The organism is Mammaliicoccus sp. FSL K6-3158 (genome assembly GCF_038005105.1).
Lineage (GTDB): Bacteria > Bacillota > Bacilli > Staphylococcales > Staphylococcaceae > Mammaliicoccus > Mammaliicoccus sciuri.
The window spans coordinates 1,904,342-1,926,015 of record NZ_JBBOSL010000001.1 but is presented as its reverse complement, the minus strand read 5'-3'; the positions used below and the strand labels follow the sequence as shown (position 1 = coordinate 1,926,015).

The window sequence follows — 21,674 nt, the reverse complement described above, 5'->3', positions numbered from 1 at the left end:
GATAAAAACATTGAGTTTTCAGGTTATTAAGAATAGTTTAAAATATTTTTAATGTTCTTTAATGAGTGCTTAAATGAAATGAAAATTTAAAAATTACACTTTTGATAAATATAAAAAACAAACCAAATGAATGATGTCATTTGGTTTGCTAAATTATGATTATTTTACTGTAATTGTTCTTCCTTCAGCTGAGATATGACCGTCAGTATCTGATACGGCATAGCCAACTTTATATTTACCAGGTTTATTTGTATCTACTTCACCACTTGTAACAATATCAGAAGTTAAATCTTTACCTGATTTGTCTTTAGCTTTTACATCTTTTAATAAGTCAAATTCTTGACCTTTTTTAATTGTAATGTCTTTAATACCTGATAATTCAGGATTAGGTGCTAAATCAGCATCATTTACGTAAACGCCTCTTTTGTATGTGTAGTAGTAGCCATCAGAATCTTTAACGTGATAAGTGATATATTGTAAACCAGTTTTAGAAGTATCAATATCACCTTTAACAGTTACTTTATCAGTGATGTCTCCGTCTTTTTTGTCAGATGCTTTAACACCTTTCATCGGATCGAAGTGGTCACCTTGATAAACTAAATCTTTAGTTGGCACTGTAATAATTGGCATATTTTCATCTAAATCTTTAGTAGATGTCTTTTTGTTAGATGCTACTTCAGCTTTAGATTCATCTTTATCTTTCGTATCGTTGTCTTTAGAACCATTTAATGAACCTTCTTTGACAACATACACGTAATGCCATTTCGTTCTATACGCGCCATCAGAATCTGTAACTTTATATTGTACTTTGTATTTCCCTAATTTAGAAGTATCAACGTCACCAGTTACTTTAATCTTATCTGTTAAATCTCCATCTTCTTTATCATATGCTTTTATACCTTTTAATGAATCGTAGTCAGCACCTTTTTCTACAACGTCACCTTCGACACCTTTAATTTGTGGTAGGCTGTTTCCTGTAGCACTCGCAGTTAATGAAGGTGTCACAAGTGAAGCAGAAACACCAAGTACTGTAAGAGATTGTAATATTTTATTCATCATTTTTTATGTACTCCTTTGTTGTAAGCTATAAGGAAAGAATAACATGTCTCGTTTTTCATTTCCTTACTAAATGATATATTATCGTAATATTTTCACATTTACATCGACCTTTAGACCGATTTCCTGACTTAAAGTGTGTAAAGAGTGTCTTTTAGGGTGTTTTTAGGGATGATATCACTTAAATAATATTGATCAAGGGTACGTAAGTATTCAGTTAAAGCATGATTGAGTACACTTTTTAGTCCACAATTTAATGCTATTGGGCACGTGTTTGTTTCCATATTAAAGCATTCTACTAATTCAAAATGATCTTCAGTTTGTCTAACAAGTTTACCGATATTAATGTCGTTAGGGGACTGATTGAGGATTATGCCACCATTTCTTCCTCTTATAGATTTTAAATATCCTAACTTAACAAGTTGATGTACGACTTTCGTTAAATGATTTTTTGATATGCCATAAAAGTTTGAAATCTCTTCTATTTGAGATTGTTTATTTTGTTGGGCTAAATACATGAGGACACGTAAGGAATAATCCGTGTATTGGGTGAGCTTCATAAAGTTCAACCTCCTTATAATATATTAATTATACTTAATATGAGGGTTAAAAAACAATCAATCAATATATGTATTTTTGAAAGAGTGACAACTTTGTAAACTTTTTGGGAACTGTATTGAAAAACATTGTGAATTTTTTTACAATTAAACATGTATTTAAAATATATCTTTTAGAGGGGGACTTCTGATGTTATCAGAACAAACTAAAGAAATCGTAAAACAAACAGTACCAGTATTAGAACAATACGGAAATGAAATTACAAAAGTCTTTTATCAAAGAATGTTTGAAGCACATCCAGAATTATTGAACATATTTAATAAATCTAACCAAAAACAAGGTAAACAACAAACAGCTTTAGCACAAACAGTTTTAGCAGCAGCTAAACATATCGATCATTTAGAAGCAATCGTTCCTAACGTAAATCAAATTGCACATAAGCACCGTGCATTACAAGTTAAAGAAGAACATTATCCAATTGTTGGTGAATTCCTATTAAAAGCAATTAAAGAAGTTCTAGGCGATGCAGCTACAGATGATATTATGAATGCTTGGGAAGAAGCATATGGTGAAATCGCAGGCGTATTTATTCAAATGGAAAAAGCAATGTACGAAGCAGCAGCTTGGGATGACTTTAAATCATTTAAAATTACAAATATTGAAGACCAAGGTACTTCAATGAAATCATTCGAAGTTGAACCAGTAGATAACATTAAAGTTCCTGAACTTGTTGCAGGTCAATATATCACTGTACGTATTAAACCAACTAACGATGATAATTTAGCATTAAGACATTACTCAATTTACTCTGTAAAAAATGACGGTAAAATAAGATTTGCTGTTAAACGTGAAGGAGAAGGCGAGAAAAAAGGTCTAGTCTCTCATGATTTACATGATAAATATTCAATTGGAGATACTATTGAACTTTCAGCTCCAGCAGGTGATTTCAAAGTAGAATCAGATAAAGATAAAAAATTATTACTATTATCTTCCGGAGCAGGTGTTACACCAATGTTTGCTATGTTAGAAGATGAAGCATATAAAGGTAGAAATGTTCATTTCATACATGTAAATGAAGCAGAAAAAGACGTACCATTTAAAGAAGAAGTAGATGCATTAAACGCAATGAATGAAAATGTAGAAGTTACTTATCATTTAAAAGAAAAAGATGGATATTTAACAAGTAATGAATTAAGCAATTGGATTAATGAAGACGTCGACATCTATTTATGTGGTGGTATCACATTTATGGATACAATATTTGATGAGCTAGAAAAATTAAATATTGGCCAAGCAGATGTTCACTTCGAACCATTTGGTCCAAAAATGAGTATTACAAACGTATAATTTAAGTATTTAAAACACCATTCCGTTATGATCAGCATAATGGAATGGTGTTTTTTTATGTATAATGTTTTTCGAAGAGGTGATCATTTTGAAAAGTACAGGTGTTATACAAAATATCGAAATGGTTGATGGTAAGAAAGTAGATATTTTAATTGAACAAGGGATTATAAAGAAAATTGCTACACCAAATTCAATTGATGGCGAATTGTTGTTTAATGGTGAGCATTCATTTATTTCTTCAGGATGGATTGATTTGCATGTACATGGTTTTTCGGATTTTTCTCCTTATGGTGACAACATCGACGACATCGGTATTAAACAAGGTGTGACGACAATTGTTGATGCGGGAAGCTGTGGTGCAAATAGAATAGATGAACTATATTACAGAGCTCAATCGAGTAAGACGAATGTATTTTCATTTTTAAATATTTCAAGAATTGGTTTGGAAAGAATAGATGAGTTATCTAATTTAGATTGGATTAATGTTGAAGCATGTCATGATGCAGTTCATAAATACAAAGACATGATTATTGGATTGAAAGCTAGAATTAGCAGTAGTGTTGTAAAAGGTAATGGCATTACACCATTACAGAAAGCAGTTGAAATTGGTAATGATTTGAAATTGCCGATTATGACGCATATAGGATCTGCACCTCCTAAAATTGAAGATGTTATACCTTTACTTAGGAAAGGAGATATTATTACACACTTTTTGAATGGTAAAGAAAATAATCTTTTTGACAATAATGGCAATCCTTTAAATGTTTTAAAAGATGCAATTTCTAGAGGTGTGAATTTAGATGTCGGTCACGGTAATGCAAGTTTCTCATTTGAAGTTGCAAAATTAGCTCAAAAGCAAGACATTCATTTTAATACGATAAGTTCTGATATTTATAAGAAGAACAGACTAGAAGGACCTGTATTTAGCTTATCTAATGTTTTATCAAAGTTTATTAATTTAGGTTATTCATTAGAAGAAGTTATAAATGCAGTAACTATTAATCCAGCACATATCATAAATAAACCATATTTATCAGACTTCACTGAGGGTCAAGTTGCTAATTTGACAATATTTGATGTGATGGATAAAAAAGTAGATTTAATCGATTCAGATAGAAAAATATTAAAAGGTACAAAACTCATTAAAGAAAGAGGCGTATTAGCAAATGGAGCGTTCATTAAATTATAAATACGGATTAAAACAAGTCATTAATGCTAGTGGAAGAATGAGCATATTAGGTGTTTCATCACCAACAGATACGGTCATGGATGCTATGAAATTTGGTGGACAGAATTATGTTGAAATAGCTGATCTAGTAGACAAATCTGGACAGTACATTGCACAAAAAATAAAGGCAGAAGATGCTGTTGTCGTAAATTCAGCCTCCAGTGGAATAGCGTTATCTGTTGCTTCTGTTGTAACAAAAGGAGACAAAAGAAAAAGTCAACGCCTGCATAATCAAAGTATTGAGCAAAATGAAATCATCTTATTTAAAGGACATAATGTTCAATACGGAGCACCAATAGAAACGATGGTTTATTTAGGAGGTGGAGCTTTAGTAGAGGTTGGTTATGCAAACGAAGGAAAAGAAGAGCATATAGAGTCAGCTATTAATCAAAATACTGCAGCGATATTATTTGTTAAATCTCATCATGCAGTACAAAAAAATATGGCATCAGTTGAAGAAATATATGAAGTTGCACAAAAAAATAATATTCCATTAATTGTCGATGCAGCTGCAGAAGAAGATTTGGAAAAATACATTCAGCATTCTGATTTAGCAATTTACAGTGGGTCAAAGGCGATACAAGGACCAACAACGGGAATCGTTGCAGGTAAAAAAGAATGGATTAATTTTGTAAAAGTACAGTTACATTTTATTGGCAGAAGTATGAAAGTAGGTAAAGAATCTGTATTTGGCTTGTTACAAGCGATAGATGAATACTATGAAAAAGTTGATCATTCAAAAGTAGAGAAAGAAACGTTAACAAAATTAGATGCTTTAAATCAATATGATGGTATTAACGTCAGTATTGTACAAGATGAAGCGGGTAGAGAAATTTATAGAAGTCGCATAAAAGTAGATGATTCAATGATTAATTTAACTGCTGAAGAAGTTGTGAATAAATTAAAAAATGCTGAAACTGCAATTTATACAAGAGATTATGGTGTAAAACAAGGTCATTTTGATATAGATCCAAGACCATTAAAAGAAAATGAAATAGATACGATTTACAATACAATGGTACAAATTTTGGAAGGGGAAATATAATGAAAATACTAGATAGATTTTATAAAAATCGCGTTTCTTTAAACGTCTTGGCTAAAGGAAAAGAGAATATAGAAGAAATATATAAAACGGCAGAAGGAAATGTTGTAATCGGTGTATTATCAAAAGACTTTGATAATGTAAATGATGCTGTTAATGTAATGAAAGACTTTGGAAGCAATGTAGAAGATGCTATTTCTATTGGATTGGGCGCAGGCGATAACAAACAAGCAAAAGTCGTTTCTGAAATTGCGAAACATTACCAAGGATCACATATCAATCAAGTATTCACAAGTGTTGGCCAAACATTTGCTAATTCTGGTAATACAACATGGGTGAATTCATTAGTATCTCCTTCTGGCAAACCTGGATATGTAAATATATCTACTGGTCCAATTAGTGGTGCAGGTAAAGAACAAGCTGTCATTTCAATTAAAGCAGCAATTAATTTAATAAAAGATATGGGAGGATCATCTATTAAATTTTTCCCTATGAATGGATTGCAAACAATTGAAGAGTATAAAGCTGTTGCAAAAGCGTGTGGTGAAGAACAATTTGGACTCGAGCCAACTGGTGGCATCACATTAGAAAACTTTGAAGAAATTTTAGATATCGCTTTAAAAAATAATGTACCTAAAATCATCCCACATGTTTATTCATCAATTATTGATAAAGAAACAGGTATGACAAAAATAGAAGATGTTGAATGGTTAAATCATAAAATTAAAGAAAAAGTTGATTCTTATGAATAAAAAAATTGCTGCGTATGGTGAAATCATGATGCGGTTAACAGTCCCGGACCATCTTCTATTAAGACAAGCTGATAGATTAAATTACAGTTTTACTGGAACAGGTGTAAATGTTACTGGTTTAATGGCGCAATTTGGATATGAAACGAACTTAATAAGTGCTGTTCCCGATAATTCAGTTGGGACAGCTGCGATTAGTGCGATTAGAAGACTTGGAATAGATAGTCATTTCATATTAAAAAGAAATCAAAATCTTGGAATGTACTTTTTAGAAGAAGGATTCGGTAATCGTTCAAGTAGTGTGACATATACAAATAGAACTAAAAGTAGTTTCAATACAGTAAATATTTCAGACTATCCATTAGAAGATATTTTTAAAAATATAGATGTTCTTCATATTTGTGGCATCTCATTAGCAATGAACGAAATGATGCGACAGAACATTCTTGAGATCGTAAAAGCTGCTCGAGAACACAAGATACAAATCGTTTTTGATTGTAATTTTAGACCATCTCTTTGGGGTGAAGGTGGAAATGAAAAAGCTAAACCATATTATGAGTCGATTTTACATGAAGCGGATATCGTTCTCATGAATGAAAAAGATGCAATTAATACATTAGGTATGACGACAGATAAAGAAATAAAAGCAGAACAACTAGAGGATATATTACCTAAAGTATCAGAGAAATATCATATACCTATTATTGCAGGTACAAACAGAATCGTTAATAGTAGCAATCATAATACCATCAAGGGATATTTATTTAAAAATAATCAAATGTTTTATTCAAAAAATTATGAAGTCACAATATTAGATAGAATTGGAACTGGTGATGCATATACAAGTGGGCTTATTCATGCCGAATTAACTAACATGAGCCCACAGGATGTAGTAGATTTTTCAGCAGCTTCTTGTGCTCTAGCACATACAATATCAGGGGATACCCCTTTATATAATGTAGATGATATAATAAAAGTCATGAAAAACGAAATTAACGATATTGAGAGGTAATCATTTATGACGGTACTATCATCAGAAAAAGGACCATTATATTTACAAATTAAGCAAATAATTGAAGATAGAATTATTCATGGTATTTATACTGTTGGAAATAATATCCCTACTGAAACAGATTTTGAAAAAGAATTTAATGTGAGCAAAGTTACGGTAAGGGCAGCAATCAAAGAATTAGTTGCATTAGGTTATTTAGAAAAGAAAAGCGGTAAAGGTACGCGCGTTATTAGTCATAAACCATTTAATAAAGTTACAAAAAATAAAAACTTTACAGAAAAATTGGTTGAAGAAGGTAACGAAATTAAAAAAGTTATTAAAGATATCGCTGTCGTATCAAATTTAAAAAATAGTGAATTATATAACATGTTTGGCGAAAATGCCTACAAAATTACAAGAGTTTACTTATTAAATAATAGACCATATATATTATTCAATCATTATTTACCATATCCACTTCATAGTTTGAATGAATATGAAAAGCAAAAACAAAATAATGATTTGTCTATATATAAAATAATAGAAGAAGCGAATATAGAAATTATCAATACTGAAGATTCATTTTCAGTGAAAAAAGATATTACGGCTTCGGAATATTTAAAACTTGATCCATCTGTATCACTACTTGTTAGAGAACGTCAATCTTTTAATAAAAACAGTGAAACAGTTGAATATAGTATTGGTTACTATAATAGTGATTTGAAAAAGTATAGCATCAGCTTAAACAATTGATGCTTTAACTTTTGTGATTTAATGGTAGCGCTAACATTATAGGGGGAAAATAATGGATTCAAATATATATTTATTAATCATTACGCTACTGTCAATTATAATTGTTATTTTAGGAGTTGCTTTATGGAAATGGCATGCTTTTATTAGCTTAACTGTTGCTGGATTATTCTTAGCAATAATGGCAGGCTTGTCCCCAGAAAAAATTGTTACTGCTTATGAATCAGGAGTGGGTGATGTCCTTGGTCATTTAGTTGGTATTCTAGCATTAGGGACAATTTTAGGTAAATTAATGTCAGATTCAGGTGCAGGGATGCAAATTTCAGATTATCTTATAAAAGTATTGGGACCTAAGAAATTACCATGGGCGATGATGTTGTCTGGTTTTATTATTGGGATACCCGTATTTTTTGAAGTTGGAATTGTTATTTTATTACCGTTAGTCATATCTATTCACAAGACGACAAAAACAAATATATTATTGATTGCTATTCCTTTATTAGCCGGATTATCAATCGTTCATGGTATTGTACCACCACATCCAGGTGCCATGACAGCTATTGGAATTTATGATGCAGATTTAGGGAAAGTATTATTGTATGCACTCATTATTGCTTTACCAACTGCAATTATAGCTGGACCAATATTTGGTAAATTTATAAGCAAGAGATTAACTCCTGAAAATTCACCAAACATTTTAAAAGTCAATAATGAAACGACGAGTTTACCAAGTGTACCTGTATCATTCTTTATCATCGTACTACCAGTATTACTAATGCTATTATCAATCATCACACCATATTTAGGTAGTTTACCAAGCTTATTAAGAAACACCTTATTATTTGTTGGTAGCCCTGTCATTGCATTGTTAATTTCATGCTTTGTAGCTTTCTATTTATTAGGATTTAAGCAAGGTATGAATAGAAATACAATCAAAAGATTAGTAGAAGACTGTATTTTACCAATAGGTTCAATCATTCTAATAATAGGAGCAGGCGGAGGATTTAAAGAAATTCTTATTGAAACTGGTGTAGGAGAAACGATTGCTCAAATGACAGAAAATCTATCACTTTCTCCATTACTATTAGCATTTTTAGTTGCAGGTTTAATTAGAGTTGCAACAGGTTCAGCAACCGTTGCATTAACGACAGCAGCTGGCATAGTTTCGCCAATTATTCAAAATTTATCAGGAGTAAATTTAGAGCTGTTAGTAATTGCAACAGGTGCAGGATCATTAATGTTGTCGCATGTTAACGATGCAGGCTTTTGGATGGTAAAAGAATATTTAGGACTTAATGTGAAAGAAACTTTCAAGACATGGACCGTAATGGAAACGATGTTATCCGTAGTTGCCTTCTTAATAGCTTTCGCACTAAATAGTATCATATGAGTATTTTAATCGGAAAAAGTAGATGCTAAGATTGTGTTGTTAGGGATAAAATTCTGAGAAATGTCCCTTAATGAGTACCCTCTAATTACCACAAGTCAGAATAATGGAAGTTAGCACATTCCATCTTCCACATAAAACAAAAGCGGAACCGTCATCGGGTTCCGCTTTTTTCTATATTATCATTTTATTCAAGTCCGTTTTTCCATTTTTCAGCTAATAATGTATTATTCAATACCATAGTGATTGTTAATGGACCGACGCCGCCTGGTACTGGCGTGATTGCACTAGCTACTTCTTTAACGGCTTCGAAATCGACATCACCTTTTAATTTACCATTCTCATCTGGTGTGTTACCTACATCTATAATGACTGCTCCTGGTTTTACTAAGTCTTTTGTAACGAGGTGTACGCGTCCGACTGCACTTACGATTACATCTGATTGTTTTAAAACTTCTTCTGTATTTGTTGATTTTGAATGTAATAAAGTAACTGTTGCATCTTGATCAGTTAATAATTTACTGACTGGTTGACCAACAATATGGCTTCTACCGATTACAGCTACGTTTTTTCCTTTTAAGTCAATATCTGCATGTTTGAGAATTTCCATAATACCTAGTGGGGTACATGGGATAAATGTTCTTTCTCCAGTATATAATCTACCAATATTTATAGGATTAAATCCATCTACATCTTTGTCAGGATTGATTGCTTCTAATACTTTTGCTTCAGAAACTTGTTTTGGAAGTGGAACTTGGACTAATATACCACTTACTGAATCGTCATTATTTAATCTATCGAGTTCAGATAATACTTCTTCTTCAGTAGATGATTCATCCATATGTACAATTTCAGAAATCATACCAATCTTTTCAGCTGCCTTTTTCTTAGAATTAACATAACTCTGACTTGCGCCATCATTACCAACGAGTATAACGGTTAATTTAGGTATGATGTTATGTTCTTTTAACTTTTCTACTTCTGCCTGAAGACCCGCTCTATATGTCTTCGCTATTTCTCTACCGTCTAATATCTTAGCTACCATGAAAATTGCCTCCTATTAATAATCGAACTATATTGATTGATACAATGAAAATTATGCCCTTAATACGAACATAAATCAAACTTTTTTGTAAAAAATATATAAAATGTTCGTTTTTTTCATTGAAAATAGCATGATCAATTGTTATGCTATATCTGTAATATACACAGAAAAGATTAAATATTTCAACTATTTGAAAGGGTGACCTACATGAAAGTGGCAGTTATAATGGGTAGTTCTTCAGATTGGCCAATCATGAAAGAAGCATGTGATATGCTTGAATATTTTAATATCCAATATGAGAAAAAGGTCGTTTCTGCACATCGAACACCATTAGAAATGGTTGACTTTGCTAAAAATGCTACTGATCATAATATAGATATTATTATTGCTGGAGCAGGTGGGGCAGCACATTTGCCAGGAATGGTAGCTTCATTAACAACAGTTCCAGTGATTGGTGTACCTATTGAATCAAAAAGCTTAAAAGGTATGGATTCATTGTTGTCGATAGTACAAATGCCTGGTGGGATACCAGTTGCGACAACTGCAATAGGAAAAGCCGGATCTAAAAATGCTGGTATTTTAGCCGCAAGAATGATTGGTATGACAGATGAAAATGTAAGAAAACAACTCGTTAATTATGAAAAAAGTTTAGTCGATAAAGTGGAGGAAATGCAAAATGACTTATTATAACCTAGAATCAGGTGACATGATAGGTATTGTCGGTGGAGGTCAATTAGGTAAAATGATGGCTCAATCTGCTCAAAGAATGGGATTTCAAGTTGCCATTTTAGACCCTGACGAAGATTGCCCTGCAAGATTTGTAGCACACCAATTTATAAACGCTCAATTTTCGGATATAGATGCACTCAATCAACTTGGTGACATCTCTAAAGTTGTAACTTATGAATTTGAAAATATAGATGCAGAGCAGTTAGAAAAACTTTCCAACCAATTTAATATTCCTCAAGGGAGCCAAACAGTTGCTTTGTTACAAGATCGCTTAACTGAAAAACAAACATTAGAAAGTGCAAATGTTCAAATTGTACCGTTTATGGAAGTTAAGTCAACAGAAGACTTGAATGAAGCTATTGAAACAATTGGCTATCCATTTATTATAAAGACACGCTTTGGTGGTTATGACGGTAAAGGTCAGCTTGTCATTCAATCTAAAGAAGATTTAGATGAAGCTAAAAAATTAATTACTGATACACCATGCGTAGTTGAAAAATATCTCCCTCTATTTAAAGAAGTATCCATAACAGCTACACGTGATCTATATGATCATACAGTTTATTTTCCATTACAAGAAAATGAACATAGAAACCAAATTTTATATAAGACAGTTGTTCCAGCTAGAGTAGATTTAGAAGTACAAGCTATTCAAGAAGTCCAAAAAATTATGACGAAGTTACACTTTGTAGGAACGTTTACAGTTGAATTTTTTGTAACGGAAGAACATAAACTATATGTGAATGAAATTGCGCCAAGACCACATAATTCAGGACATTACTCTATCGAAGCATGTGATTACTCGCAATTTGATACACATATACTTGCAGTTGCAGGATGGCATTTACCGAAAAAGATTACTTTATTACAACCAGCAATCATGATGAATTTGCTAGGACAAGATGTGTTGAATTTACAAGAATTATTTAGTGAGCATCCTGAATGGCACGTTCATATTTACGGTAAAAAGGTCAATAAAGTAAATCGTAAAATGGGACATATTACAAAATTATCAACAGATTTAAATAAAGATGAAAACAAATTTAATCAATTATTTGAAGGGCGGAACGATTAATATGTCATTACTTTATGAAGGCAAAGCTAAAAGAGTATTCAATACGGAACAAGAAGGTATTTTGAGAATCGAATATAAAGATGAAGTGACGGCTGGAAATGGTGCTAAAAAAGATAAAATGCTTGGAAAAGGTCGTTTAAACAATTTAATCACATCGAAAATATTTGGAATATTGCGACAAAAAGGCGTTGAAAGCCACTTTGTAGAACAAATTTCTGAAACAGAACAACTTGTTAAAGCTGTAGAAATTTTCCCATTAGAAGTTGTCGTAAGAAATGTTGCAGCAGGCTCAATTTGTAAACGATTAGGTTTTGAAAAAGGACATGAATTTAAAGAACCTTTATTAGAACTATTCTATAAGAAAGATGAGTTAAATGATCCACTTATCACTGATAATCACGTGTCATTATTGAATATTGCCTCATCAGAAGAATTAGCAACCATTAAAAAAGAAGCATTAAAAGTAAATAAAATATTAAGTGAAATTATGGATGACATGAATTTAATACTAGTAGATTACAAAATCGAATTTGGCATAACATCAGATGGTGAAATTTTATTAGCAGATGAAATTTCTCCAGATACATGCAGAATTTGGGACAAAGAAACAAATGAAAACTTTGATAAAGATGTATATAGAGAAGATACAGGCTCATTAATCGATACTTATGAAACTTTCTACAAAAAATTGGAGGAACTATAAAATGAAAAAGATTGAATTGCATATTACGTTACAAGGTCAAGTATTAGATACACAAGGACAAGCTTTAAATAGAGCGGTACATGATTTAGGTTATGAACAAGTCAATGATATAAGAGTTGGTAAAGTTATTTACATGACTGTTGATGAAACAGATGATAATTCAATCAAGAATGTCGTTAATACTTTAAGTGAGAAGCTATTTGCCAATACGGTTATTGAAGAATATAGTTTTAAAATCTTAGAAGATAAGGAGAACGCATAATGAAATTAGCTGTATTAGTATTTCCAGGATCTAATTGCGATCGTGATATGTATAATGCTGCTAAACGTTCAGGTGTCGAAGCGGCATATGTAGACTATAGAGAAACTTCTCTTGAAGGTTTTGATGGTGTATTAATACCTGGAGGCTTCTCATTTGGTGATTATTTAAGATCAGGTGCAATGGCACGCGTAGCACCAATTATTAGTGAAGTGAAAAGACTTGCAAGTGAAGGTAAACCAGTACTTGGCGTATGTAATGGATTCCAAATCTTAACAGAGGTTGGTTTGTTACCAGGTGCACTGTTACATAACGACAGTCATTTATTTGTAAGTAGAAATGAATCGTTAACAATCGTGAATAATGAAACGAAATTCACACATCAGTATGAAAAAGATGAAACTGTCATTTATCCTGTTGCGCATGGTGAAGGTCACTATTATTGCACAGATGTATTATACGAAGAACTTGTTAATCATAATCAAATTATTTTAACTTACAATGATAATCCTAATGGTTCATACAAAGATATAGCTGGAATTACGAATAAAGAAGGAAATGTTTGTGGGATGATGCCTCATCCAGAACGTGCCATGGAAACATTACTTGGTTCAGATAGTGGCGTTAAATTATTTCAATCTATGATCGAAAGTTGGAGGGAACAACATGTCTAAGTTTTTAGAACCTAGTATAGAAGAAATTGAAAAAGAATATTTATATAGAGATATGGGTTTAACTGACGAAGAATATCAAAAGGTCGTAAGCATTTTAGGACGCAAACCGAACTTTACTGAAATAGGTATATTCTCGGTAATGTGGAGTGAACATTGCTCATATAAACATTCTAAACCATTTTTAAAACAATTCCCTACTTCTGGAGAACATGTCTTAATGGGTCCAGGTGAAGGTGCTGGTGTTGTAGATATCGGTGATAATCAAGCAGTCGTGTTTAAAGTAGAATCTCATAACCATCCTTCAGCAATTGAACCTTATCAAGGTGCTGCAACAGGTGTTGGCGGTATAATCCGCGATATCGTATCAATCGGAGCAAGACCTATTTCTTTATTAAATAGTTTAAGATTTGGCGAATTATCAAATAAGACAAACCGTAGATTGTTTAGTGGTGTTGTAAAAGGTATCGGTGGTTATGGAAACTGTATCGGTATACCAACAGTAGCAGGTGAGATTGAATTTGATGAAAGATATGATGGTAATCCACTTGTTAATGCAATGTGTGTTGGTATTATAGATCATGACAAAATTCAAAAAGGTACTGCTAAAGGTATTGGAAACCCAGTTATCTATGTTGGATTAAAAACGGGTAGAGACGGTATTCACGGTGCAACTTTTGCATCTGAAGAGCTAAGTGAAGCATCTGAAAGTAAAAGACCTTCTGTACAAATTGGGGATCCATTTGTAGGTAAAAAATTAATGGAAGCAACTTTAGAAGCAATTACTTATCCTGAATTAGTAGGTATTCAAGACATGGGAGCAGCAGGATTAACATCATCTTCTTCTGAAATGGCAGCTAAAGGTGAAAGTGGTATTCATCTGCATTTAGAGAAAGTACCAACAAGAGAAAAAGGCATCTCACCATATGAAATGATGCTTTCAGAAACACAAGAGCGTATGTTATTAGTAGTTGAAAAAGGTACAGAACAAAAATTCTTAGATTTGTTTGAACATCATGAATTAGATTCTGCCGTAATAGGTGAAGTAACGGATACAAATAGATTTGTCTTGTCTTATGAAGATGAAATATACGCTGATATTCCTGTGGAACCGTTAGCTGATGAAGCACCCGTTTATATTCTTGAAGGTGAAGCAAAAGAATTTGATCAAAATGATAATCAATATGATGAAATCAATGTTGAAGAAGTTTTCCAGAAATTAATCAATCATCCAACAATTGCATCTAAGCATTATGCATATGACCAATATGACCAACAAGTTGGTGCCAATACAATTATCAAGCCAGGTATTAGTGCTGGAGTTGTGAGAGTGGAAGGTACAAATAAAGCTATTGCTTCTACTATAGATGGAGAAGCGAGATATGTTTATAACAATCCATATGAAGGTGGAAAAATGGTTGTTGCAGAAGCATATAGAAATTTAATTTCTGTAGGTGCTAAACCATTAGCAATGACGGATTGTTTAAACTATGGTTCTCCTGAGAAGAAAGATATTTATCAACAACTTGCAGATTCTACTAAAGGAATGGCAGAAGCTTGTGAGGCTTTAAATACCCCTGTCGTATCAGGTAATGTTTCTTTATACAATGAAACAAAAGGGACATCAATTTTCCCTACACCTGTAGTCGGTATGGTTGGTTTAATTGAAGATGTGACGTATTTAAATGATTATCAACCACAAGTAAATGATCGTGTATTTATTGTTGGAGAAACAAAAGATGACTTTGGTGGCAGTCAGATTGAAAAGTTATTATTTAAAGAAGTTAATCATGAACCAAGTTCAATTGATTTATCAACAGAAGTAAAACGTGGAGAACAAATTAAAGATGCTATACGTTCAGGCAAAATTTCACATACGCAAGCAGTAGGTAAAGGTGGTCTTGCTATTGGACTTGCAAAAATAGCGACACACTTTAACTTAGGATTAGATGTGACGTTACCAGTAACAAATGCTCAATTATTTAGTGAAACTCAAGGTAGATATATTGTTGTCGTTAAAGAAGGACAATCTATAGATATTGATGATGCCGTTGAAATAGGTCGTGTTACTGATAATGCTCAATTTACGATTAAAAATGATGCTGCTCAAATTAAATACAATGTATCTGATTTGAACGAGCAATTGAAAGGGGCAATAGCTCAATGCATGATATCAAGAGTTTAAATGAAGAATGCGGCGTATTTGGTATATGGAATCATCCCGAATCTGCACAACTCACATATATGGGTCTTCATAGTTTACAACATAGAGGTCAAGAAGGTGCAGGAATTGTAACTTCAAACGGTTTCGAGTTAAAAGGTGAAAGAGGATTAGGTTTATTATCTGATGCCATAACGGATACACAATTAGAAGGTTTTAAAGGGAATCAACATGCAATAGGGCATGTAAGATATGCAACTTCAGGCAACAAAGGAATTGAAAATATTCAACCATTTTTATATCACTTTTATGATATGAGTGTTGGTGTTTGCCACAATGGTAACTTAGTCAATGCACAAAGTTTAAGAAAAGAACTAGAACAAGAAGGCGCAATTTTCCATTCTTCTTCTGATACAGAAGTGATTATGCATCTTATAAGAAGAAGTAAGGCTCCTACTTTCGAAGAAGCATTGAAAGAAAGTTTGAATACAGTTAAAGGTGGTTTCACATTTGCTTTATTAACTAAAGATGCATTATATGGCGCTGTTGACCCAAATGCAATAAGACCTTTAGCAGTCGGTAGAATGAAGACGGGTGCTTATATCATTGCTAGTGAGACATGCGCAATTGATGTACTTGGTGCAGAGTTTGTAAGAGATATTCATGCTGGTGAGTATATTGTTATAAATGATGATGGTATAAGAGTTGAATCATACACAAAGGAAACAACGACTGCAATTTCAGCGATGGAGTATATTTACTTTGCAAGACCCGACTCAACAATTGCTGGTAAGAACGTTCATGCAGTTCGTAAAGCATCAGGGAAAAAATTAGCTCAAGAAAGTCCGGCTTTAAATGCTGATATGGTAATCGGTGTACCAAACTCTTCACTTTCAGCAGCATCTGGTTTTGCAGAAGAAAGTCATTTACCTTATGAAATGGGTCTTGTAAAAAATCAATATGTCGCTCGAACATTTATCCAACCGACACAGGAATTAAGAGAACAAGGTGTACGCGTGAAATTATCAGCTGTAAAAGATATCGTACATGGTAAAAATATCGTGCTTGTTGATGATTCTATTGTGAGAGGAACTACGAGTAAACGTATCGTTAGAATGTTAAAAGACGCTGGAGCAAATGAAGTGCACGTACGTATCGCATCACCAGAATTCATGTTTCCAAGTTTCTATGGTATCGATGTGTCGACATCTGCTGAACTAATTTCTGCACATAAATCACCTGAAGAAATTAGAGATTATATCGGTGCAGATTCACTTGCATATTTATCAGTTGATGGCTTAATACGATCAATAGGGTTAGATAAAGACGTACCTTATCATGGGCTATGTGTAGAAAGCTTTACTGGTGACTATCCAGCAGGTCTTTATGACTATGAAGAAAGATATTATCAAAATTTAAGTCCACGTCAAAAAGCTTATTTAGCTAGTAATAAACAATACTTTGATAAAGAGGGTAATCTTAATGTCGAAAGCATATAAAGCATCTGGTGTAGATATTGAAGCTGGTTATGAAGCGGTCAATAGAATAAAGTCACATGTTCAAAGCACGATGAGAAAGGAAGTACTAGGTGGTTTAGGCGGCTTTGGTGCTGCATTTGATCTGTCACAATTAAATATGAAGAAACCAGTTCTTGTTTCTGGAACAGATGGTGTTGGTACAAAGCTTAAACTTGCAATTGATTATAACAAACATGACACAATTGGTATCGATGCCGTTGCGATGTGTGTGAATGATATTTTAACGACTGGTGCAGAACCTTTGTATTTCCTTGATTATATTGCGACGAATAAAGTAAATCCTGAAACGATTGAAGCGATTGTTTCAGGTGTATCTGTCGGTTGTAAAGAAACGAACTGTGCATTAATTGGCGGAGAAACTGCAGAAATGGGCGAAATGTACCATCAAGGAGAATATGATATCGCAGGATTTTGTGTTGGCGCTGTTGAAAAAGATGACTATATAGATGGCAGTGAAGTTGATGAAGGTGACGTCATAATTGGTATTACATCAAGTGGTATACATTCAAACGGCTACAGTTTAGTTAGAAACTTAATTAAAGAAAGTCAAATTAACTTAAATGATGCATTTGATGATGAGAGAACGTATTTAGAAACTTTTCTTGAACCAACAAAGTTATATGTTAAACCTGTTCTTGCGGTATTAGATAAAGTAAAAGTTAAAGGTATGTCACACATTACTGGCGGAGGATTTATTGAAAATATTCCAAGAGCTATTCCAGAAAATAAAGATGCACATATCGATGTTCAATCATATGAAGTACCACAAATATTCCAATGGTTAAAAGAGCAAGGAAAGATTGAAGCACAGGAAATGTATAATGTGTTTAATATGGGCATTGGCTTTGTACTTATCGTCAATAAAGAAGATGCACAAGAAACTTTAGATATCTTGAAAGCAAAAAATGAAGAAGCATATGTAATAGGTGAAATTTCAAACGGAACAGGTCAGGTCAAATTGACGGGGGTTCAATCATGATTAAAATAGCAGTATTTGCATCAGGAAATGGATCGAACTTTGAGAAAATAATGGAAAATATCGAAGCAGGTTATTTAGACCATATAGAGGTAACAGCATTGTATACAGATAACCCTAATGCTTTTTGCATAGAAAGAGCAAGACGATTTAATTTACCAGTTTATATCATTGATCCAAGAACTTACGATAGTAAAAAAGAATATGAAGAAGCACTACTCACAAGATTAGCTCAAGATCGTGTAAGTTGGGTTATTTTAGCAGGATATATGAAAATTGTCGGTCCTACATTATTAAAACAATATGAAGGTAAAATGTTGAATATTCATCCATCAATATTACCAAGTTTTCCTGGTAAGGACGCTGTTGGGCAAGCATTAGATTACGGTGTACGTGTTACAGGAGCAACTGTTCATTACGTTGATAGTGGTATGGATACTGGCGAAATCATCGATCAATTAAGCTGTAAAGTATATCCAGATGATACGAGAGAGACATTACAATTAAGAATACAGAACTTAGAATACGAATTATATCCACGTGTTATGAAAGAAATTATTCAATAAAGGAGTCTTTACAAAATGAAGAATGCAATATTAAGTGTGTCAGATAAAACAAATATAGAAGATTTCGCAAGCAAATTAATAGAAAATGATTATAAAATCTTTTCAACTGGTGGTACTAAAAAGGCACTTGAAAATGCTGGGATTGAAGTATATTCAGTTTCAGAGTTAACAAACTTTCCAGAAATAATGGATGGAAGAGTCAAAACTTTACATCCAGGTGTACATGGAGGGATTCTTGCAAATCGTTCTATTCCTGAACATTTAACAGCATTAAAAGAACAAGACATCGACTTAATTGATTTAGTAGTCGTAAATTTATATCCATTTAAAGAAACTGTCAAGAAAGAAGATGTAACAGAAGATGAAGCAATTGAAAACATCGATATCGGTGGACCAACTATGTTACGTGCAGCAGCAAAGAACTTCAAATTTGTTACAACAGTCGTAGATCCTGCTGATTATAACGAAGTCATTGAACGTATTGCTTCTGACAAACTTGATGAAAATTATCGTAAATCATTAATGGTTAAAGTATTTAAACATACAAATGATTATGACAATGCGATTGTTGAATTTTTTGGAAATACGTCAGAAACATTAAGATATGGTGAAAACCCTCAACAAAATGCTACTTTTGTAAAGACTTCAAATGAACCAAATACATTAGCTGGCGCTAAACAATTACATGGTAAAGCTTTAAGCTTTAATAACATTAAAGATGCTGATGCAACTTTATCACTTATTAAAAAGTTTGAACAACCTGCAGCTGTTGCAGTGAAACATATGAACCCATGTGGTGTTGGTGTAGGCGCATCAATTGAAGAAGCGTACGATTATGCATATGAAGCAGATTCACAATCTATTTTTGGTGGTATTGTCGCTTTAAATAGACCCGTTACAAAGGAATTAGCTGAAAAATTACATTCTATTTTCTTGGAAGTCATTATTGCGCCAAGCTATGACGAAGAAGCTTTAGAAGTCTTAACAGCGAAGAAGAATATTAGATTACTAGAAATTGATATGACTGAAACGCAAGACGAACAAGAATTTGTATCCGTATCAGGTGGATATTTAGTTCAAGATAAAGATAATGCAACATTAACGCGTGAAGAAATGAAAGTCGTTACAGATGTTGAACCAACTGAAGCACAATGGAAAGCGTTAGAACTTGGATGGAAAGTTGTCCGCTCAGTTAAAAGTAATGCTATTGTACTAGCAAACGATCACCAAACTGTTGGTGTAGGTGCTGGACAAATGAATAGAGTTGGCTCTGCAAAAATAGCAATTGATCGTGCAATTGAAATGAATGAAAATGTAGCATTAGCCTCAGATGGATTTTTCCCAATGGGTGACACTGTAGAAACAGCAGCAAAAGCAGGTATTAAAACAATTATCCAACCAGGTGGGTCAATTAAAGATCAAGATTCAATAGATATGGCAAATAAATATGGAATCAGTATGGTATTTACTGGAATGAGACACTTTAAACATTAGGAGGTCAATATGAAAGTACTTGTTATAGGATCAGGTGGAAGAGAACATGCGTTAGCTCAAAAATGTCAATCGTCTAAATTAGTAAATGAAGTCTTTGTCATTCCGGGTAATGATGCAATGGAAGAAGTTGCGACAATTGTATCGGATATTCAAGAAAATGATCATTTAGCTATAAAATCTTTTGTAGAACAAAACAATATTGAATGGGTAATAATTGGACCTGAACAACCTTTAATAGATGGTTTAACAGATGTATTAGAGGAAACAAATGCTAAAGTCTTCGGACCAAATAAAGAAGCAGCACAATTAGAAGGTTCTAAAGAATTTGCGAAAAAGATTATGGAAAAGTATCATATTCCAACTGCAGAATATAAGACAATCACAACAAAAGAAGAAGCAATCAATTATGTTGAGCAGTGCAAAATACCTATTGTACTTAAAAAAGATGGACTTGCAGCCGGTAAAGGTGTAATCGTTGCTTTAACACGTGAAGAAGCAAGGGAAGGCGTAGAAACTTTATATCAAACACCTCATGAAAAAGTAGTATTCGAAGAGTTTCTTGATGGAGAAGAATATTCAGTTATGACATTTGTGAATCAATCATATGCAGTTCCATTTGATTGTATCGCCCAAGATCATAAACGTGCATTCGATGGTGATAAAGGTCCAAATACAGGTGGTATGGGCGCATACTGTCCGGTACCACATATTACGGATGATGTATTGGAAGAAACGAATCAAAAAATCGCACAACCTATTGCGGATGCTTTGGTGAGTGAAGGCATTAACTATTTTGGTTTGATTTATATTGGCGCAATTTTAACAAAAGAAGGACCAAAAGTAATTGAATTTAATGCAAGATTCGGTGATCCAGAGGCACAAGTATTATTGACTAAATTAGATTCTGATTTTATTGAAATATTAAACAAGGTGTATCATAAAGAACCCATAACATTAGAATGGAAAGATGAAAGTGTTGTTGGTGTCGTATTAGCATCTAAAGGATATCCAGGTGATTATGATAAAGGATATTCAGTTGAAGGTTTAGAGCATGTAGATCAATATTTTGTGAGTGCTTTGAAGAAGAATTCAGCAGGCAAGTATGAAAATAACGGTGGACGTGTCATGATAGTTATCGGTACGGGTGATAATATTGAAACGGCTCAAAAACATGCATATGAACAAGTCAAACATATTAAAAGTGAACAATTATTCTATAGAAATGATATTGGGCATAAAGCATTAAAAGCATATAAATTATAATTAAAGGCTGAGACAACAAAGTTTGTCTCAGCCTTTTCATTGCGCTATATTTCATTCTTTTAGGGAAAGGTATGGTCAAATATAAC

At 33.0% G+C, this 21,674-nt stretch carries 21 protein-coding genes and 1 pseudogene; 18 read left to right on the top strand and 4 right to left on the bottom strand.

Annotated elements, in window-relative coordinates; translation table 11 throughout:
- Nucleotides 1–159: 159 nt before the first annotated feature.
- From MHH94_RS09600 to MHH94_RS09590, 3 genes and pseudogenes are all read right to left on the bottom strand, one after another.
- Nucleotides 160–753 carry an immunoglobulin-like domain-containing protein gene (locus MHH94_RS09600; protein WP_241893168.1) on the bottom strand — a complete coding sequence of 198 codons (594 nt, stop codon included), beginning with the start codon at nt 751–753 and terminating at the stop codon, nt 160–162.
- A pseudogene (locus MHH94_RS09595) lies at nt 745–1,056 on the bottom strand (immunoglobulin-like domain-containing protein); the annotation flags it as partial. The pseudogene MHH94_RS09595 and the gene MHH94_RS09600, both read right to left, overlap by 9 nt.
- 131 nt (nt 1,057–1,187) lie before the next feature.
- Entirely contained in the window at nt 1,188–1,616 is a 429-nt protein-coding gene (locus MHH94_RS09590) for an RrF2 family transcriptional regulator (RefSeq protein WP_058591021.1), read from the bottom strand.
- A 187-nt stretch (nt 1,617–1,803) separates the two neighbouring features.
- On the opposite strand from MHH94_RS09590, the gene MHH94_RS09585 reads away from it, so the two are divergent.
- The 7 genes from MHH94_RS09585 to MHH94_RS09555 all read left to right on the top strand — a co-directional run bounded on the left by MHH94_RS09585 (nt 1,804) and on the right by MHH94_RS09555 (nt 9,111).
- Nucleotides 1,804–2,961 (top strand): globin domain-containing protein, encoded by a 1,158-nt coding sequence (locus tag MHH94_RS09585; RefSeq protein ID WP_058591020.1) that lies wholly within the window; start codon nt 1,804–1,806, stop codon nt 2,959–2,961.
- A 121-nt stretch (nt 2,962–3,082) separates the two neighbouring features.
- Nucleotides 3,083–4,150 (top strand): amidohydrolase/deacetylase family metallohydrolase, encoded by a 1,068-nt coding sequence (locus MHH94_RS09580; RefSeq protein ID WP_232156795.1) that lies wholly within the window; start codon nt 3,083–3,085, stop codon nt 4,148–4,150.
- Nucleotides 4,128–5,234, top strand: a complete 1,107-nt coding sequence (locus tag MHH94_RS09575) for a DgaE family pyridoxal phosphate-dependent ammonia lyase (protein WP_058591018.1) — start codon at nt 4,128–4,130, stop codon at nt 5,232–5,234. Before MHH94_RS09580 ends, MHH94_RS09575 begins: the two co-directional genes overlap by 23 nt.
- Nucleotides 5,231–5,983: a 2-dehydro-3-deoxy-phosphogluconate aldolase gene (dagF, locus tag MHH94_RS09570; RefSeq protein WP_373421242.1), complete on the top strand. Its 753-nt coding sequence runs from the start codon at nt 5,231–5,233 to the stop codon at nt 5,981–5,983. Before MHH94_RS09575 ends, dagF begins: the two co-directional genes overlap by 4 nt.
- On the top strand, nt 5,976–6,992 hold the full coding sequence (locus MHH94_RS09565) for a sugar kinase (RefSeq protein WP_058591016.1): 1,017 nt from the start codon (nt 5,976–5,978) through the stop codon (nt 6,990–6,992). The genes dagF and MHH94_RS09565 overlap by 8 nt, the downstream gene beginning before the upstream one ends.
- Before the next feature lie 6 nt (nt 6,993–6,998).
- On the top strand, nt 6,999–7,724 hold the full coding sequence (locus MHH94_RS09560; RefSeq protein WP_058591015.1) for a GntR family transcriptional regulator: 726 nt from the start codon (nt 6,999–7,001) through the stop codon (nt 7,722–7,724).
- Nucleotides 7,725–7,776: 52 nt separating this feature from the next.
- Nucleotides 7,777–9,111: a GntT/GntP/DsdX family permease gene (locus MHH94_RS09555; protein WP_058591014.1), complete on the top strand. Its 1,335-nt coding sequence runs from the start codon at nt 7,777–7,779 to the stop codon at nt 9,109–9,111.
- 184 nt (nt 9,112–9,295) lie between these two features.
- Here MHH94_RS09555 and folD read toward each other — a convergent pair whose 3' ends face one another.
- Complete coding sequence (gene folD, locus MHH94_RS09550) at nt 9,296–10,153, bottom strand: bifunctional methylenetetrahydrofolate dehydrogenase/methenyltetrahydrofolate cyclohydrolase FolD (protein WP_048542174.1); 858 nt, start codon at nt 10,151–10,153, stop codon at nt 9,296–9,298.
- Between the two features lie 207 nt (nt 10,154–10,360).
- Between folD and purE the strand changes: the two genes are divergently transcribed.
- From purE to purD, 11 genes are read left to right on the top strand one after another with little or no spacing between them, the layout of a single operon-like run.
- The gene (purE, locus tag MHH94_RS09545) at nt 10,361–10,843 is read left to right on the top strand and encodes a 5-(carboxyamino)imidazole ribonucleotide mutase (RefSeq protein ID WP_025905207.1); all 483 of its coding nucleotides are present in this window, start codon (nt 10,361–10,363) and stop codon (nt 10,841–10,843) included.
- The gene (gene purK / locus MHH94_RS09540; protein WP_058591013.1) at nt 10,830–11,957 is read left to right on the top strand and encodes a 5-(carboxyamino)imidazole ribonucleotide synthase; all 1,128 of its coding nucleotides are present in this window, start codon (nt 10,830–10,832) and stop codon (nt 11,955–11,957) included. Before purE ends, purK begins: the two co-directional genes overlap by 14 nt.
- Nucleotide 11,958: 1 nt before the next feature.
- Nucleotides 11,959–12,660 (top strand): phosphoribosylaminoimidazolesuccinocarboxamide synthase, encoded by a 702-nt coding sequence (purC, locus tag MHH94_RS09535; protein ID WP_058591012.1) that lies wholly within the window; start codon nt 11,959–11,961, stop codon nt 12,658–12,660.
- A gap of 1 nt (nt 12,661) precedes the next feature.
- On the top strand, nt 12,662–12,922 hold the full coding sequence (purS, locus tag MHH94_RS09530) for a phosphoribosylformylglycinamidine synthase subunit PurS (protein ID WP_048542179.1): 261 nt from the start codon (nt 12,662–12,664) through the stop codon (nt 12,920–12,922).
- A complete protein-coding gene (gene purQ / locus MHH94_RS09525) occupies nt 12,922–13,593 on the top strand; it encodes a phosphoribosylformylglycinamidine synthase subunit PurQ (RefSeq protein ID WP_048542181.1) in 672 nt (223 codons plus the stop codon). Before purS ends, purQ begins: the two co-directional genes overlap by 1 nt.
- On the top strand, nt 13,586–15,775 hold the full coding sequence (purL, locus tag MHH94_RS09520) for a phosphoribosylformylglycinamidine synthase subunit PurL (protein WP_058591011.1): 2,190 nt from the start codon (nt 13,586–13,588) through the stop codon (nt 15,773–15,775). The genes purQ and purL overlap by 8 nt, the downstream gene beginning before the upstream one ends.
- Entirely contained in the window at nt 15,754–17,250 is a 1,497-nt protein-coding gene (gene purF, locus MHH94_RS09515) for an amidophosphoribosyltransferase (protein ID WP_058591010.1), read from the top strand. The genes purL and purF overlap by 22 nt, the downstream gene beginning before the upstream one ends.
- Complete coding sequence (gene purM / locus MHH94_RS09510) at nt 17,234–18,268, top strand: phosphoribosylformylglycinamidine cyclo-ligase (protein ID WP_058591009.1); 1,035 nt, start codon at nt 17,234–17,236, stop codon at nt 18,266–18,268. The genes purF and purM overlap by 17 nt, the downstream gene beginning before the upstream one ends.
- Nucleotides 18,265–18,831 carry a phosphoribosylglycinamide formyltransferase gene (gene purN / locus MHH94_RS09505; protein WP_048542190.1) on the top strand — a complete coding sequence of 189 codons (567 nt, stop codon included), beginning with the start codon at nt 18,265–18,267 and terminating at the stop codon, nt 18,829–18,831. The genes purM and purN overlap by 4 nt, the downstream gene beginning before the upstream one ends.
- Before the next feature lie 15 nt (nt 18,832–18,846).
- Nucleotides 18,847–20,325, top strand: coding sequence for a bifunctional phosphoribosylaminoimidazolecarboxamide formyltransferase/IMP cyclohydrolase (purH, locus tag MHH94_RS09500; protein WP_058591008.1), 1,479 nt, complete (start codon nt 18,847–18,849; stop codon nt 20,323–20,325).
- Between the two features lie 9 nt (nt 20,326–20,334).
- The gene (gene purD / locus MHH94_RS09495; RefSeq protein WP_048542194.1) at nt 20,335–21,588 is read left to right on the top strand and encodes a phosphoribosylamine--glycine ligase; all 1,254 of its coding nucleotides are present in this window, start codon (nt 20,335–20,337) and stop codon (nt 21,586–21,588) included.
- Nucleotides 21,589–21,674 lie beyond the last annotated feature (86 nt).